Source organism: Paenibacillus sp. NPDC058898, assembly GCF_049316025.1.
Taxonomy (GTDB): Bacteria; Bacillota; Bacilli; order Paenibacillales; family Paenibacillaceae; genus Paenibacillus_AQ.
In genome coordinates this window covers 138,801-154,942 of record NZ_JBMOSM010000009.1, presented here as the reverse complement: position 1 = coordinate 154,942, position 16,142 = coordinate 138,801, and the positions used below count along the sequence as shown (strand labels likewise).

At 51.1% G+C, this 16,142-nt stretch carries 9 protein-coding genes; 7 read left to right on the top strand and 2 right to left on the bottom strand.

The window, feature by feature from the left end:
• The first annotated feature begins 74 nt into the window (after positions 1-74).
• From ACOZB4_RS23010 to ACOZB4_RS22980, 7 genes are all read left to right on the top strand, one after another.
• The gene (locus ACOZB4_RS23010; protein ID WP_379406652.1) at positions 75-1,883 is read left to right on the top strand and encodes a sensor histidine kinase; all 1,809 of its coding nucleotides are present in this window, start codon (positions 75-77) and stop codon (positions 1,881-1,883) included.
• Entirely contained in the window at positions 1,858-3,414 is a 1,557-nt protein-coding gene (locus ACOZB4_RS23005) for a response regulator (protein ID WP_379406653.1), read from the top strand. The genes ACOZB4_RS23010 and ACOZB4_RS23005 overlap by 26 nt, the downstream gene beginning before the upstream one ends.
• Before the next feature lie 554 nt (positions 3,415-3,968).
• Entirely contained in the window at positions 3,969-4,931 is a 963-nt protein-coding gene (locus ACOZB4_RS23000; RefSeq protein WP_339268171.1) for an ABC transporter permease, read from the top strand.
• Positions 4,932-4,945: 14 nt separating this feature from the next.
• Positions 4,946-5,854 (top strand): carbohydrate ABC transporter permease, encoded by a 909-nt coding sequence (locus tag ACOZB4_RS22995; protein ID WP_076325357.1) that lies wholly within the window; start codon positions 4,946-4,948, stop codon positions 5,852-5,854.
• A 76-nt stretch (positions 5,855-5,930) separates the two neighbouring features.
• Positions 5,931-7,643 (top strand): ABC transporter substrate-binding protein, encoded by a 1,713-nt coding sequence (locus ACOZB4_RS22990; protein ID WP_379406654.1) that lies wholly within the window; start codon positions 5,931-5,933, stop codon positions 7,641-7,643.
• A gap of 202 nt (positions 7,644-7,845) precedes the next feature.
• Positions 7,846-10,221, top strand: a complete 2,376-nt coding sequence (locus ACOZB4_RS22985; protein WP_379406655.1) for a glycoside hydrolase family 95 protein — start codon at positions 7,846-7,848, stop codon at positions 10,219-10,221.
• Positions 10,222-10,289: 68 nt separating this feature from the next.
• Positions 10,290-12,323: a beta-galactosidase gene (locus ACOZB4_RS22980; protein ID WP_379406656.1), complete on the top strand. Its 2,034-nt coding sequence runs from the start codon at positions 10,290-10,292 to the stop codon at positions 12,321-12,323.
• Positions 12,324-12,564: 241 nt separating this feature from the next.
• Here the strand turns inward: ACOZB4_RS22980 and ACOZB4_RS22975 are convergent, their stop codons facing one another.
• Together ACOZB4_RS22975 and ACOZB4_RS22970 are read right to left on the bottom strand one after the other, a co-directional pair.
• On the bottom strand, positions 12,565-14,220 hold the full coding sequence (locus tag ACOZB4_RS22975; protein WP_379406657.1) for a response regulator: 1,656 nt from the start codon (positions 14,218-14,220) through the stop codon (positions 12,565-12,567).
• Positions 14,180-16,024, bottom strand: coding sequence for a cache domain-containing sensor histidine kinase (locus ACOZB4_RS22970; protein ID WP_379406658.1), 1,845 nt, complete (start codon positions 16,022-16,024; stop codon positions 14,180-14,182). Before ACOZB4_RS22970 ends, ACOZB4_RS22975 begins: the two co-directional genes overlap by 41 nt.
• Between the last annotated feature and the right edge of the window lie 118 nt (positions 16,025-16,142).

Here is a 16,142-nt window from a genome sequence, read left to right as displayed (position 1 = left end):
TATTCACGAATAGTTGTAACCGTTTTCTTTTAGAGGCTTGCCGAAGATTAAAGGACAGGAGCGAAGACGGTCCGATGTTATCTTATTTCATTCAACTTGTGAATGACATGAAAATCCGCAACAAATTGATATTGTCTTTTGTTGTCGTGGTCTTTGTGCCGGTTGCCATCGTGGGGATATTCCTTACGGGCGAGCTCCGCAAGTTTGCTTTCAACAATGCGTTGGAGCAGGCTTACCAGAACGTGGACCGGGTCAAGAAACGGTCCACCGAAGTCATCAACGTGGCAGACGATTTATCCTATCGGCTATCCTACGACGAGCGTCTGAGAAATCTTGCTAGCCAGCAATATGAAAGCGTATACGACGTATTTGTGGCTTACAGGGAGTATCCCGATTTACAGCAGGCGATTCGGATGTACAAGGAAATATCGAATATCCGTTTCTACAGTGAGAACCCCACCATGCTGAACAATTGGGAGTTCCTTTATCCCGAGGATGAAATCAAGAGAACGGAATGGTATCAGCGAGCCGAGGATGATATTGGAGTCATCTACTGGGACTATATTACAGATGAACGAGATCAGAAGGTTTACCTTAGCTTAATCAAGGGGGTTGATCTTGGAAGCAAGGACAATCGTGGTGTACTGGTTATCAATGTCAATACGGGTATGCTGAACACGATCCTCAGCCAAGAAACGTTTGACACCATTATTGTGGACAGCAATAACAATATTGTCGCCGCTAACCGCCCGGAGCTGTACGGAAAGACGCTAGCCGAGATTCAAGATACCAGCGGGGTTGTATACCATGCGAGCGGAAGCTATGAATCGGTCATCCATGATGAAGCCTCCAAGGTGTTGATTGAACCGTTGAATACGGAATCCGGGGTTAATGGCCTACGCATTATTTCCATATTTTCGATTGATAGCATCGTGGCGGACGCCAACCGGATCAGCAAGCTGGCGATGACGGTCATCATCATTAGTCTACTGCTGGCTGTTCTTTTGATCTACAGTTTCTCCTCACTGATCTCTAATCGGCTGCTGCGACTCAGCAAGCATATTACGAAGGTAGGTACCGGCAACCTCGGCGTTGCGATGGAAATTGACGGCAAGGATGAGATCGGCCAGTTATCCCGCCAATTCAACTCCATGGTCGGTAACATTAACGACCTGATGAACGAAGTGCAGGAGTCCAATGAACAGAAACGGTTAATGGAACAGAAGCAGAACGAAATTAAATTCAAAATGATGGCCAGTCAGATCAATCCGCACTTTTTGTTTAATGCCTTAGAGTCTATTCGCATGGAGGCCCATCTCAAGGGTGAGGACGAAATCGCCCGGATTGTGCGTCTGCTCGGTAAAATGATGCGAAGCAATCTCGAGATAGGCAGCGGAAAAACAACGATAAAAGACGAGATCGAGATGGTGCAGTGTTATCTGGATATTCAAAAATTCCGCTATGAGGATCGTCTGAAATATGAACTTCTGGTAGATCCCGAAGCCAATCGGGTTAGAATCCCGCCGCTGATCATACAACCGCTTGTGGAGAATGCGGTCATACATGGGATGGATCACAAGGAAGAAGGAACTTTCATCAGGGTGAGGGTCACGGCCAGCGAAGGGAAACTGCATGTCATGACCGAGGATAATGGAGCGGGCATAACCTTGGAGCGATTGCAGATGATCTATGGTTATTTGAACGATACCGATGAGAAGGACGGAGGACGGATCGGGCTCCGGAATGTTCATGTCCGTCTGCAGCTTACCTACGGCCCTGAAGCGGGTCTGATCATTTATAGCGAACCGGGGATTGGAACGCGCATTAAATTCAGTATTCCGACAGGAGGAGAGAGCGATGATGAAAGTGTTAATCGTGGATGACGAACCCAAGCTGCGCGAAGGACTGAAGAGCATTGTGCCATGGAACGAGCTTGGGTATCAGGTTGTTGGTACCGCAGCGAACGGGAGCGAAGCGCTGGAGAAGCACGGGATGTTTAACCCGGACTTGATGCTGATTGATATCCGAATGCCGGGAATGGACGGATTGCAGCTGATCGAAGTCATCCGAACCCTGGATTCCGAGATTCACCTGCTCATCCTAAGCGGATATGCTGATTTTGATTATGCCAAACGGGCGATTTCCCATCGCGTGGACGGATACCTATTGAAACCGGTGGATGAGGACGAGCTGAGCAAGTATTTGCTTCAGATTAAAGAAGCCATCGAGCAGGAACAGGGGAGGAAGGCACTGAATAGGGCAGCCTCCGATATGAGCCGCGAGCAGTTCATTCAGACATGGTTCAATCCGGAGAGTAAGCCTGATCATGCGGCTTTACGGCATATCGCCGAGCGGTCAGGACTGTTATGGAACCATTACCAAGTGCTGATTATTCATCATAATGGCTACGATGAATCTGGTGAGGGAGCCGACGACCGATTGAAAAACCAGCTGCTTGAAGCTTTTGAAGAGAACGGCCGCGGCACGGTCTTTTCCATGCATGGACAACTTGGCGTTCTAATGCCCACGCCAGTATTGACCTCAGGAGGGCGGAAGGAATTGCTTCAAACGTTGGAGGATGCTGCCGCACTAGCAGGTAGGTCAATTACGGCTTCATTGGGGCGCCAGGTTCATCGTCTGGAGGATGTAGCGGAGTCGTACCGCTGTGCAAAGGAACGGATTCGCGAACGCTTCTTCTATCCTTCCGGCGAGTTGTTATTCCCTGAATCCAAGCGGTTTGCTGGCGACATTACGGATGAAGAGCGGCAACCTTATGATCTGGAGCAGCTGATGGAGCAGCTCTATTACGCTGTAGATGTAGGCAATGTCGAGGTGCAGCGGAAGCTGCTGCATGCTGCTGCATATGCCATGGTCAATGAGGAGTATACGGAGGAAAGGATGAAGGGGGCGTTCGTGGAGCTCCTCACCGGCGTGCACAATAAGCTGATGCAGCATCAGCCAGAGCTGCAGTCCCGCACGAAGGAATATTCGGATCGGATTGCCGCGATATTTCGCCAGCGCACGGCCTATGATTTGTGCCGCCATTCGTCCCAATTCCTGGAGGAGCTGATCTGGCAGGCGGGGGATGGCGGACGAGATCAGGAGATGAAGCGGATCATGGACCTGATTCAGCGCAATTACAATGAGAATCTTAAACTGGAAACACTGGCCTCCGTATTTAATTACAACAGCGCCTACCTCGGGAAGATGTTCAAGAATACAACTGGAGAATACTTCAATACGTACCTCGATAAGGTCCGGATCAACAAGGCCAAGGATTATCTGAAACAGGGCATGAAGGTATATCAGGTTGCGGAGAAGGTCGGGTATACGAACGTAGATTATTTTCATAGCAAGTTTAAAAAATATGTCGGTACCTCTCCGTCTAATTTCCGCAAGGAGCTGGACCTGTAAACAGGGTCAAGTTCCTCATCGTCTGCCTCTTCGCCATGGAACCAACTGCCAAACGGGAAGGCGATGCGGAAGCGCAGTGTAGCGTGCTGACATCAAGCTGCTGAGCATGGGTTTGACGGGAGATCGAACATAGGTAAGCCAAATATCGGATAGCGTTCACTTACCCTACAACCAGACTAAACATAAGTACTTTCATATCGCTGCCCTTTAAGACGCGACTAAGGTGCGCGTCTTTTTTATTTCCTCCTACCTCCCCAAGACATGACTGGGGGAGCCAAAATGCTGCGAAGCATAGAGCGGAGGGGCCGGAATCGTATCGGAGAAGCGAGAGCGGTCGCCTTTAAAGCCGGGAAACCACCTCCCTGTAACATCCGAAGTTTCCCGGGTTTAACAGCGATCGGAGATACGATCCGGACACGGAGCGGCATAAAGCTCTTCTGCATTTTCTCCTCAGTTAATGTCTAATTTTTATATGATTTTTAAACCAATCCTTCGGGTACTTCCCCGCTGCAGCTTGGTTTATCATCAGGATATACAAGAGAGGAGGGGTTGGTTTGAAAGCGGTAACAAAGACAGAAGGTAGCATCCAACCTGCCGCAAAGAAAAAGAAAGGCTTTTGGGCCACTTTCAAAGAGCAGAAAGTACTGTATGGAATGTCGCTTCCATTTATCGTCATTGTGTTCATCTTCAGCTACATGCCGGTCTGGGGCTGGTTGATGGCATTCCAGAATTACAAGCCGGGCAAAGGGATCTTCGAGCAAAAATGGGTGGGCCTGGACCATTTCGTGACCCTCTTCTCGGATGATAAGTTTTATCTGGTGTTGCGAAATACACTCGCCATGAGTTTTATGGGATTGATCGTTGGATTTACGATTCCGATCCTATTCGCAGTCTTGTTGAATGAGCTTCGTGGAAGCGTATTCAAGAGGACCGTACAGACGATATCTTATCTGCCGCATTTTGTGTCCTGGGTCGTGGTAGCAGGTATCGTGACCAAAATGCTGTCCACAGATGGAGGCGCTGTCAATCAGCTGCTGATGTGGCTGGGGTTCATTGATGAACCGATACAGTTTATGGCTCAGGGGAACCTGTTTTGGTATATCGTAACAGGCTCTGATATATGGAAGGAAATGGGCTGGAGCGCGATCATTTATTTGGCAGCGATTTCAGGAATTGATCAGGAGCAATTCGAAGCAGCCAAGGTTGACGGCGCAAGCCGTCTTCGCCAAATATGGCATATTACGCTGCCAAGCATCGCCCCTACGATTGCAATTTTGATGATCATGTCCATCGGACATCTGATCAGCATCGGCTTCGAGAAGCAGTTCTTGCTGGGTAACCCGCTGGTGGTGGATTATTCCGAAGTGCTGGATCTGTATGCGCTGAATTATGGCCTTGGCATGGGACGTTTCTCCTTCGGTACGGCAATTGGGATGTTCAACTCCATTGTAAGTATCCTCTTATTGCTGCTCGCTAACGGCGTATTCAAAAAATTCACGAAGCAATCCATTATGTAGGGGAGGGAAGCAGCATGGCACGAACCAAAACAGCATTCAAGCCCACGCTCTCCGACCGCGTGTTTGATATGGGTAACTTTATATTTATGGCACTGGTCATGATTGTCACTCTGTATCCGTTCCTGAATGTTCTTGCGATATCGCTGAACGATTCCGTGGATACGGTACGCGGGGGGATCTATCTCTGGCCGCGCGAGTTTACGCTGGAGAACTACGTTCAGATCTTTAAATACGACGGTTTGATCACCGGCGCCAAAATTACGATTCTCCGTACGCTGGCAGGAACATTCCTGGGCTTGGTCAGCGGAACGATGCTGGGTTATGTCCTCAGCAGGGTAGATTTTCAGGGAAGAAAGTTCATGTCTGTATTCCTGGCCATGACCATGTACTTCTCCGGCGGGATGATTCCGGTCTTCATTCTGATCCGCGACTTGAACATGATGAATTCGTTTCTTGTTTACATCATTCCGGGGATGGTGAGCGCATTTAACGTATTCGTTATCCGGTCTTTCATCGACAGCTTGCCATATTCGCTTCAGGAATCAGCCAAGCTTGACGGAGCTAATGATTTCACGATCTATTACAAAATCATTCTCCCGCTCTGTAAGCCCGTACTGGCTACCATCGCCTTGTTTCTGGCAGTCGGTCAGTGGAACTCATGGTTCGATACGTATCTCTATAACGGCAATGCACCCCATCTCACGACGCTTCAATTCGAGCTGATGAAGGTGCTGCAGAGCACACAGGGACAAACCAGCGGCATGATGTCCGGGCAGAATATGGCCGAAATCGTGAAGCAGGTGTCGCCGGAATCGATCAAAATGGCGATTACGATTGTGGTTACGGTTCCCATATTGCTCGTCTATCCGTTCCTGCAGCGGTATTTTGTGAAGGGGATGACGCTTGGAGCAGTAAAAAGCTAAGCGCATGTACGGTATCAGCAGGCATTATGACCTGTTATACGATAGATGATTAAAAATCGATTTAGGGGGTATAGCAATGAATCATAAGAAGAGATTGTCGCTGCTGCTCGCGATTATGATGATGGCCACATTCGTTCTTGCAGCGTGCGGCAACGGCGACAGTAACAATAGCGCAAACGGCGGCGAAGAGGGCAATGGCGGCAACGATACACAGCAGGAAGAGAAGCTGGGGCCGATGACCATGACGTATTACAGCGCGGATTCCAATGCGAACTGGGCCAACATGCAGGATGCGGTCGGCAAGAAGCTGACCGAGAAAACCGGCATTACAATCCAGGCCGAATACGCGGTAGACGGCTCCAATCAGAAGCTCCCGCTGATGGTAGCGAGCGGGGAATATCCGGATTTGGTATTTGCGAAGGGTGACGCCAATCTGTTTGTGGATTCCGGAGCGTTTATTGATCTGACGGATCTGATCGAAGAGCATGCACCGAACATCAAGAAGGTGTATGGAGAATACATGAGCCGTCTGAAATGGAGTAACGATGATGAGGCCATCTATGTCCTCCCGACGCTTGCAGCGGTGGACCATCAGGCGCTCGATGCCGGCGGCACGTTTCAGATCCAGCATGAGGTGCTGAAAGAACTCGGATACCCTGAACTGAAGACGGTGAGGGATTACGAGAAAGCGCTGAAAGACTATTCCGAGAAACACCCGACCATTGACGGCCAGCCGACGATTCCGCTGACGCTGAATGCGGACGGATGGAGAATCATGATCTCGGTAACGAACCCGGCGTTTATCGCGACAGGCGCATCGGATGACGGCGAGTATTATATCGACCAGGGGACGGTCGAGGCTAAGCTGCACTACAAGCGTCCGGAAGAGAAAGAATATTTCCGCTGGTTGAACCATATGAACGATGCGGGTCTTCTGGATAAGGAAACGTTCGTACAGAAAACGGACCAATACGAAGCTAAAATCTCCTCTGGCCGTGTTCTTGGCGTCATCGATCAGGAATGGGGCTTCGGCAATGCAACAAACGCACTGAGATCTTCCGGCAAGGAAAACCGCACCTATGCGAGATTCCCGATCCAGCTGGATGAGTCGACTAAGGATGCAACGTTCCAAGACGCGGGTTACGTCGCCGGATGGGGTGTGGGCATTACGACGTCCGCGGAGGATCCAGTTCGAATCATCAAGTTCCTGGATTATCTGGCTTCCGAAGAAGGGCAAGTTTTGATGAATTGGGGAATAGAGGGCGAGCATTACAACGTTGTGGACGGCAAGCGCGTCATTCCGGAAGATGTCCAAGAGCGCAAAACCTATGACAACGCCAACTTCACCAAGGAAACAGGAATCGGCTTGTACAACGCCATGTTCCCGCGTTACGGAGACGGCGTGAAGGATTCGACGGACAACTACTATACGACGAATTTCCCGGAGACGATAATAGAGAACTATACGCCATCCGCGAAGGAAACACTGAAAGCATACGGCGCGGAAATGTGGAAAGATCTGTGGCCGAAACAAGAGGAATTTGGAGTGAAGCCATGGGGCGTTGCTTACAACATTCCAGTACCGAGCGACTCCAATATCAATATCACGTACAAAAAGGTGGAAGAGATTACCCGTAAACGGATTCCGGAAATCATTCTTGCCGATCCGGCGAAATTTGATGCGCTGTATGAACAATTCATCAAAGAACTGAATGATGCCGGCGCCGAGAAGATGGAGCAGGAATACACCCAATTGGTACGCGACCGCGTCGAACTCTGGAATGATTAAGGTATAGGTGAATAGAAGGGGCCGGCAATGTGCGGCCCCTTTTGCCGCTACATGAAAGGGTCACTGTTATAGCGATTGTGCCGTTATTTAACAGAAGAAATACAGCAGCGGATGAAGGATATGAGAGATTCATCGAGAAGACCTTTATCAATTGGAATAAGGGGGGATTACACTGAATTCAGCTGAGAATAAGAACACAACCTTGTGGTATCGGAAGCCCGCGGACAGGTGGGAAGAAGCGCTTCCGCTCGGAAACGGCCGACTTGGGGCTATGGTATTCGGAGGCGTTCAGGAAGAACGCATTCAATGGAATGAAGATACACTTTGGTCCGGATTTCCCCGGGACACGAATAATTACGAGGCTCTCCGGCATTTGGCAGCGGCAAGAGAGCTGATTGCGTCCGGGAAGTTTGCCGAAGCCGAGCAGTTGATTGAGGGCAAGATGGTTGGCAGAAGCACGGAGTCCTTCTTGCCCTTAGGAGACCTGGTCATCCGACAGTCGGGAATAGGGGATCACTGGACCGACTACAGGCGAGCACTGGATCTGGATACAGGGATTGCATCCACTCACTTTCGAACCGGCGGTCCCGATGATCGCTTCAGCAGGGAAATGTTCATCAGTGCGCCTGATCAGGTCGCGGTTATCCGTTATACAAGCACGAACGGCGGAACCATCCAATTAGAGATCGGGCTTCGTTCACCGCTGCAGCATGGTACCCGCAGTGCAGAAGACGGAGCTTTGGTGTTGTATGGACAAGCCCCCACCCATATTGCTGAGAATTACAGAGGTGATCACCCCGGGTCGGTGCTCTATGAAGACGGGCTTGGCATACGGTATGAAATGAGGCTGCTGGCCTTGACGGACACCGGGCAGGTTACGGTGGATAACAGCGGTATACGTATTAACGGCGCAGGCTCGGTCACGCTGCTGATTGCGGCTGCCACGAATTTTGAAGGCTTCGATCGAACTCCGGGTTCTAAAGGAACCGATCCGTCCAGTATATGCAGGGGGAGACTCCAGGACGCGATGCGGCATGGATTTACAGAATTGCGCTCACGGCATATCGAGGACCATCAAGCCTTGTTCAGACGCGTGGAGCTTCAGCTTGGCCGTCCAGAGCGTGTGCGTTCCGCACAAGCTTTAGCCACCGACGAGCGGATGAAAACGTACCGGGAGGGACGAGAGGATGCTGCACTCGAGGCGCTGATGTTTCAATTCGGAAGATATTTGCTCATCGCCAGCTCCCGGTCAGGTACACAGCCCGCCCATCTGCAGGGCATATGGAATCCGCATGTACAGCCACCATGGAATAGTGATTATACAACGAATATCAATACCGAGATGAACTACTGGCCTGCAGAAACGACCCATCTGAGCGAGTGCCATGAGCCGCTGATCCAGATGATCCGGGAGCTTAGCGTAAGCGGTGCCAGGACGGCGAAGATTCATTACGGCGCCCGCGGATGGGTCGCCCACCATAACGTGGATCTATGGCGAATGTCCAGCCCGAGCGATGGCAGAGCCATGTGGGCTTTCTGGCCAATGGGCGGTGCATGGCTGTGCCGGCATCTTTGGGAGCGTTACCAATTTCACCCGGACCTCCAATATTTGCGGGAAACGGCTTATCCGCTGATGAGGAATGCGGCATTGTTTTGCCTGGATTGGCTTACTGAAGACGGGAAAGGGCATCTGGTGACCAGCCCGTCGACATCGCCGGAGAATCAGTTTCTTACTGCGGACGGCCAGCCTTGCAGCGTGTCGGCAGGCTCCACCATGGATATGGCCATCATTCGGGATATATTTCATAACTGTATTGAGGCATCACAGCTGCTGGAGCAGGATGATGAGCTGCGAGAGGAATGGAAGGCAGCGGTTGCACGCCTGCTGCCTTACGCCATCGATGCCGAGGGTAAACTCATGGAATGGAGCGAGCCTTATCCGGAAGCGGAGCCCGGACATCGGCACGTATCCCATCTGTATGGGCTGTACCCCGGCTCTGACATAACCATTCAGGATACGCCGCAGCTTGCGGCAGCCGCTTATCGTACGCTGATGTCGCGCATCGACCATGGAGGAGGGCACACGGGGTGGAGCTGCGTATGGCTGATCAACCTGTTTGCCCGATTACAGCAACCGGACAAGGCGTATGATTATGTCCGGACGCTGATTTCCCGTTCCATGCATCCTAATCTGCTCGGAGACCATCCTCCGTTCCAGATCGATGCGAATTTTGGAGGCACCGCCGGAGTTGTAGAAATGCTGCTCCAGAGTCATTTGGACGCCATTCAGCTTCTGCCGGCGCTGCCGAAGTCTTGGGCAGAAGGCTCCGTAAGAGGGTTAAAGGCTCGTGGCGGGTTTATTGTGGACATGGAATGGAGCGAAGGCATCCTTACGTCTGCGAGCGTAACCTCTACGCATGGCCGAGTCTGTAGAATTAGCTGTTCCGTGCCGCTTGCTGTTAGAAGGGAAGACGGAAGTGTGGTGACGACGGATGAGCAAGGCTCGTTTGAAACGGTGAGCGGAGCGACTTACCGGATCACGCCAGCCACCGACAAAGGCAGCGTGAACATGGATTGATCGAACAAGGCCTTTTTGAATAGGGAACTGGATACGGAATTTAAGAAGCTAAAGGAGCTGAACCCTAGATGATTAACGAAAAATTGCCCAAAATGTGGTATGGCGGCGATTATAATCCCGAGCAATGGGATGCGGAAGCGTGGAAGGAAGATGACCGCATGTTTAAGCTGGCGGGTATCGATGTAGCCACCATTAATGTATTCTCTTGGGCTTTGAGCCAGCCGGATGAGGACACGTACAATTTTGCCTGGCTGGATGAGACGATCGATCGACTGTACCAAAACGGGGTATATATCTGTCTGGCAACCAGCACAGGGGCCCATCCGGCGTGGATGGCGCGTAAATACCCGGATGTGCTGCGCGTCGACTACGAGGGCCGTAAACGCAAATTCGGCGGCCGCCATAACTCCTGCCCGAACAGCCCAACTTACCGTAAATACGCCAAAATCATGGCCGGCAAGCTGGCGGAACGCTATAAGGATCATCCGGCTGTCCTGATCTGGCACGTATCGAACGAATATGGCGGGTACTGTTACTGCGACAATTGTGCCGCGGCATTCCGGGCTTGGCTTGAGCAGCGCTATGGCACGCTGGATGCCGTGAACAAGGCATGGAATACCCGCTTCTGGGGCCATACCTTCTATGACTGGGAGGACATTGTTGTACCTAACGCTTTAAGCGAGGAGTGGTCCGGCAACCGGACCAATTTTCAAGGCATATCTCTGGATTACCGCCGTTTCCAATCGGACAGCCTGCTGGACTGCTATAAGCTGGAGCGGGATGAATTGAAGCGGATCACGCCGGATATTCCGGTGACCACGAATCTCATGGGCTTCTATCCGGAGCTGGATTACTTCAAATGGGCCAAAGAGATGGATGTTGTATCCTGGGACAACTATCCGTCCCTGGATACACCGTACAGCTATACGGCCATGGCGCATGCTCTGATGCGGGGACTTAAGGGAGGACAGCCCTTTATGCTCATGGAGCAGACGCCGAGCGTCCAGAACTGGCAGCCGTATAACTCGGCCAAACGTCCGGGTGTGATGCGGTTGTGGAGCTATCAAGCGGTCGCCCACGGCGCGGATACGGTGATGTTCTTCCAGCTGCGTCGTTCGATCGGAGCCTGCGAGAAATATCACGGCGCGGTCATTGAACATGTAGGGCATGAGTTTACCCGCGTATTCCGCGAGTGCGCGGAGCTGGGCAAGGAGCTGCAGCAGCTTGGGGACCGTATTCTGGATGCCCGTTCCGGCGCCAAAGTCGCGATCATCTACGACTGGGAGAACCGCTGGGGCATCGATCTGTCGAGCGGCCCGACTGTTGCCCTCAATTACGTGAATGAGGTCCATAAATATTACGATGCCCTGCATCAGCTGCATATCCAGACTGACATGATCAGCGTGGAAGAGGACTTCCGGAAATATGACGTTGTCATCGCACCGGTGATGTATATGGTAAAGCAGGGATTTGCAGAGCGTGTGGAGGCCTTTGTATCGCAAGGCGGAACCTTTGTGACGACCTTCTTCAGCGGCATCGTCAATGAGCATGATCTGGTGACGCTTGGCGGTTATCCGGGCGAGCTGCGCAAGGTAATGGGAATATGGGCCGAGGAGATTGATGCGCTGCTTCCGGGCCAGCAGAATCAGATGGTGATGCGAGGGCCGAAGGGACAACTGAAGGGCACCTACGACTGCGGAATTCTGTGTGACGTGATCCATGCTGAAGGAGCGGAAGTCGTTGCCGAATATGGCTCCGATTACTATCAGGGGACGCCATCGTTAACCGTGAATTCCTTCGGGCAAGGGAAGGCATGGTATGTGGCCACGAGTCCAGAGCCTAAATTTCTGAAGGACCTGATGCAAACCATATGCAACGACCATGGTATTGAGCCCATCTTGAAAGCTCCGGAAGGCGTTGAGGTGACAAAACGTGTGAAGGAGGACGTGGAGTTCACTTTTGTACTTAATCACATGCCGGAGAGCAAACCCGTGCCATTGGAAGGGGATACCTATGTTAACCTGCTGACAGGAGAGGAACATCGAGATTCCTGCGAGGTGCCGGCACGCGGAGTGATGATATTAGAGAAACGGCTGGGGTAGAGATAGCATGAGGGCTTACACGAAAAATAAATAGCTTGGAGCGCTCTCAAAAAAAGCAGAGAAGGCGGGGAATCCCCAGCCTTCTCTGCTATATTTTTTTAATATATGCCTGAGGTTACTCTCCTGATCCCACAAGAAAAACTTAGGCTGCATACGGTCTAGCTTCTGAGAAAATGCGTCGATCAGCATACGCTTAAACAGCCTAGGCTCTCAGTCCTTCGGCGGTAAACCGCTGTCCAGTCTACGCTTCCTGCTCATGCAGCTTGCGGAATTCCTTCGGCGAGATGCCCTCTTGCTTTTTAAAAACAAGACTGAAATATTTCTCGTTCTTGAAGCCGACCATCTCGGAAATCGCTGCCATTTTTAGGCCTCGATTTTGCAGCAGGACCTTGGCCTTGGAGATGCGGATCCGGTTCAGATGTTCCGGAATGTTAATGCCATGCTTTTGCTTGAATTTGCGGGAAATGTACTCACGACTTACATGAAATCGGTTTGCAATATCATACAGCGACACGTCGTTCTGATAATTTTGCTCGATAAACGTCGTAATGTCATGGATCAGGTCCTGTCCCGTTTGCTTCTGGGACTGCACGGCCGAGGCCAGCAGGCTCATTAATTCAATCCAATACTGCTGCCACTCTGCCAGGGAGCACACATACTTGTCTGGGCTTGGCCGCTCGATGGTGGCGATTTCCTCTTTGTACAATTTCAACAAAGCTTCAGACGACGGGTTAGCGGTTTCATGAATCACGTGATTGGCAAATCTCTCGATATCGCGGTCCCAACGCTCCAGAAGCTCCGGCGTAAGAACGCTGCTTTTTCGAATAGCCGCGATGAATGACTCTACAGCTTCGGTTATGGGAGCAGGTTGGCCGCTAAGTATGGCGAGCTTCCATGTATCCTCAAACCCGCTGAACTGCACGCCTTTATGATGGTCAACGCCTGATCGGGGCTGCTCCTCTGTATGATGGATAAATTGATTTAGGACCGTTAAATCCCTCTGATGCAGGGTGGACGAGCTTCGGGCATACAATTCCGGAATGTCTGCCGGGTATTGACCGTCAGGACTAACGCCAAAGTGCATGTGGCGCGACAAGGTGCGGTGCATCCCGTTATTGATTTCTTGAAGCAGTGTGGGCAGCGTGGCAAGCTGATCCCACAACAAAATAACCAGTTGGTGAGGTGAACCGAAGTGACGGAAGGCGATCCCGATCCGGTCCTTTTGCAGAAATTCATTGCAAATATTCAGCAGGGCAAACATGAGCAAATCCTGATGATGGCCAAAGCGGCTATAAAGCGCATGATCTGACTTGTCCATCTGCATGACGGCCAGGCGTATCGTCTGCGTTTGCTCCGGTACGATGCCTTCATCCTTGAGGCGATTGACCACCTGGGAATGGGCGCTTTTGTCATCTATCAGGCTGGATAACAGCTTCTCGGAATAGACCGGCCGGTATTCGTTCACCTGAACATGCTGCTGCCGCGCCGCAAGGCGTTCCCGTTCCTCGGCTTTCCAGGCGGCAGTCGCCTTGGCGACCGCTTGGTTGATGACGGCTTCCTCGATGGGCTTGAGGATATAATCCGTGCCGCTGTACCAGATGGTGTTGCGTACGAATTCGAAGTCGTCATGCCCGCTAATGACAATGAATTTGATATCCGGGTAATTCTTGTGAATCCATTCCATGAGATCTACGCCGTTTTTGAGCGGCATCAGCATGTCCATCAGCACGAGGCTTGGCCGGAACGCCGGAATCAGCTTCATCGCCTCAAGACCATTGGCGGCTTCCTCAATATCGGTAATCCCGTGCGTCTCCCACTGGACGAGCAGTCGGATGGCTTTACGCACGCGAGACTCGTCATCCACGATCAATGCCTTCATCCGTTTCACCTTCCACATTTATAGTCAGTACAACACGAAAGCCATGCGGCTGGTTGTTTTCGATGCTGAACTTGGATTTTCCGCGATAATACAGTCTCAGCCTTGTCATGATGTTGCTGAGTCCGATCCCGCTGCTGTCTTCCGTTTCCATTTCGGAAAGAACCTGAAGCTGTTCCAGATCCATTTCTTCCATCCGAAGCAAGTGCTCCTGAAGGGTTTGGAACGGCTCATCCTGCATTCCGTTACCGTTATCCTCGACCGTGATCTGCACAATGGAGGCCGACAGGCGCTTACTTTTCAGCGCGATGTAATTGTTTTCCGCCAAGGGGTTCATGCCATGCTTGAAAAAGTTCTCGATCAGCGGCTGAACCAGCATTTTCGGGATCAACACCTGCAAAGTCGACTCATCCACATCGTAACGGAAGTCGAACTGATTCTCAAATCGTTCTTTCTGCAGCTCCACGTAATCCTTGATATGATCGAGCTCTGTGGCTAGCGTGACCGGCTTGTCCGTATTGTACATGCTGTATCTCATCATCCGGGCAAGAGCGGAGATCAGGGAGTAGATCCTCTTCATGCCATGCTCAAGCGCAAGGGTGCCGATGGTTTGCAGCGCATTGTTCATAAAATGCGGGTTTACCTGCGCTTGCAGCGCGCGGAGCTGGTTGGTCCGGTTCGCCAGCTTCAGCTTGTATTCCTGCAAGATGAGATTGTTGATCGTATCCATCATGCTCCCGAACCTGCGGTGGAGAGTTCCGATTTCGTCTTTGCGGCTGGAGGAGATATCCACGGTCATTCGTCCGCTTTTGACCTGGCTCATGAGGCCTACCAATTCCCGGATCGGCGCCGTGATGTAGACCGAAATCCAGATCGTGGCGGCGATGATGAGAATCAGGGACACGCCGATCAGCAAAATATTGACGAAGGCTGCTTTGTCGGCGCTGCTCAGAATATAGGAGGAAGGAATCTCCTTGATCATTGTCCAGTCGCTGATCGACGTCTTGATATTGTTATATAAATAGATTTTGTTGTTATATTCGAAATGGCCTTCCTTCTTGCCGGATTGCTTGAGGCTGTCGTACCATTCCGTTTGAATTTGCTGTCCCAGCATCTCGCCATGGCCGGCATACATGATATACCCGGCTTCATTCGTAATATATAGCTGCTCATGTTCGGGCTGGAACAGCTGATCGCTGATCCGGCTCAGGAAATTCATATCCATATCGATGGCGAGAATGCCTAATCGCTCGGTAGATGGGACGCGTTCAATGACCCGGTACATCGTGAATACTTGTTTATTGGCTTCATAGGGATAAGCTAACTGAAAGCCATACGTGTGAAGGGGATGGGGCGGCTGTAAAACCACCGTATCGTTACCGAGATCGGGAATTTCGGGATAGAGATTGACATCACTCGTTTTTCTGGCGATATCCTGGGCGAACAATGTGGCCTCTCTTTTGCCGTCGACATAGAGATAGACCTGTCTTGCGCCGCCGATGGCTTTATGAATGGACTGCAGCGTGGCGGACTGCCTGCCACTGGCATTGATGTTCTCATGACTATAATAAAGGCTGCGGAAAAAATCCGGATCCGAATAAACCGTAAGGGAATTCCGGTTCATGTCTTCCAAATCGCTCTCCAAATTCAACCGTCCCTGATAGAGAAGGTTCATATTCTCAACAACGGCCCGTTCCTTGAGCGAGTTGGTTGTCATGACATAGCTGATGATCATGGAGATGGTGGTTGGAATGATGGTAGCCATGATCATAAAGGTAATCAATTTCGTGCGAATGCTGTTCCAATTCCAGTTCAATAAATTCACCGCCGATCAATTTTCTATACCATTTAGTTCACATCCTGTGGTAGTCCCAAGGTCTTCATCTTAGCATAATTAAATCATAGAGAAATGGATAGAGAAACGAGAGGACAAGCGGAGGGGG

Bases quoted from the DNA above. Each gene is read 5' to 3' on its own strand.
- ACOZB4_RS22995 (WP_076325357.1), top strand. From the start codon at position 4,946: ATGGCACGAACCAAAACAGCATTCAAGCCCACGCTCTCCGACCGCGTG.
- ACOZB4_RS23005 (WP_379406653.1), top strand. From the start codon at position 1,858: ATGATGAAAGTGTTAATCGTGGATGACGAACCCAAGCTGCGCGAAGGA.
- ACOZB4_RS22990 (WP_379406654.1), top strand. From the start codon at position 5,931: ATGAATCATAAGAAGAGATTGTCGCTGCTGCTCGCGATTATGATGATG.
- ACOZB4_RS23010 (WP_379406652.1), top strand. From the start codon at position 75: ATGTTATCTTATTTCATTCAACTTGTGAATGACATGAAAATCCGCAAC.
- ACOZB4_RS22980 (WP_379406656.1), top strand. From the start codon at position 10,290: ATGATTAACGAAAAATTGCCCAAAATGTGGTATGGCGGCGATTATAAT.
- ACOZB4_RS22975 (WP_379406657.1), bottom strand. From the start codon at position 14,220: ATGTGGAAGGTGAAACGGATGAAGGCATTGATCGTGGATGACGAGTCT.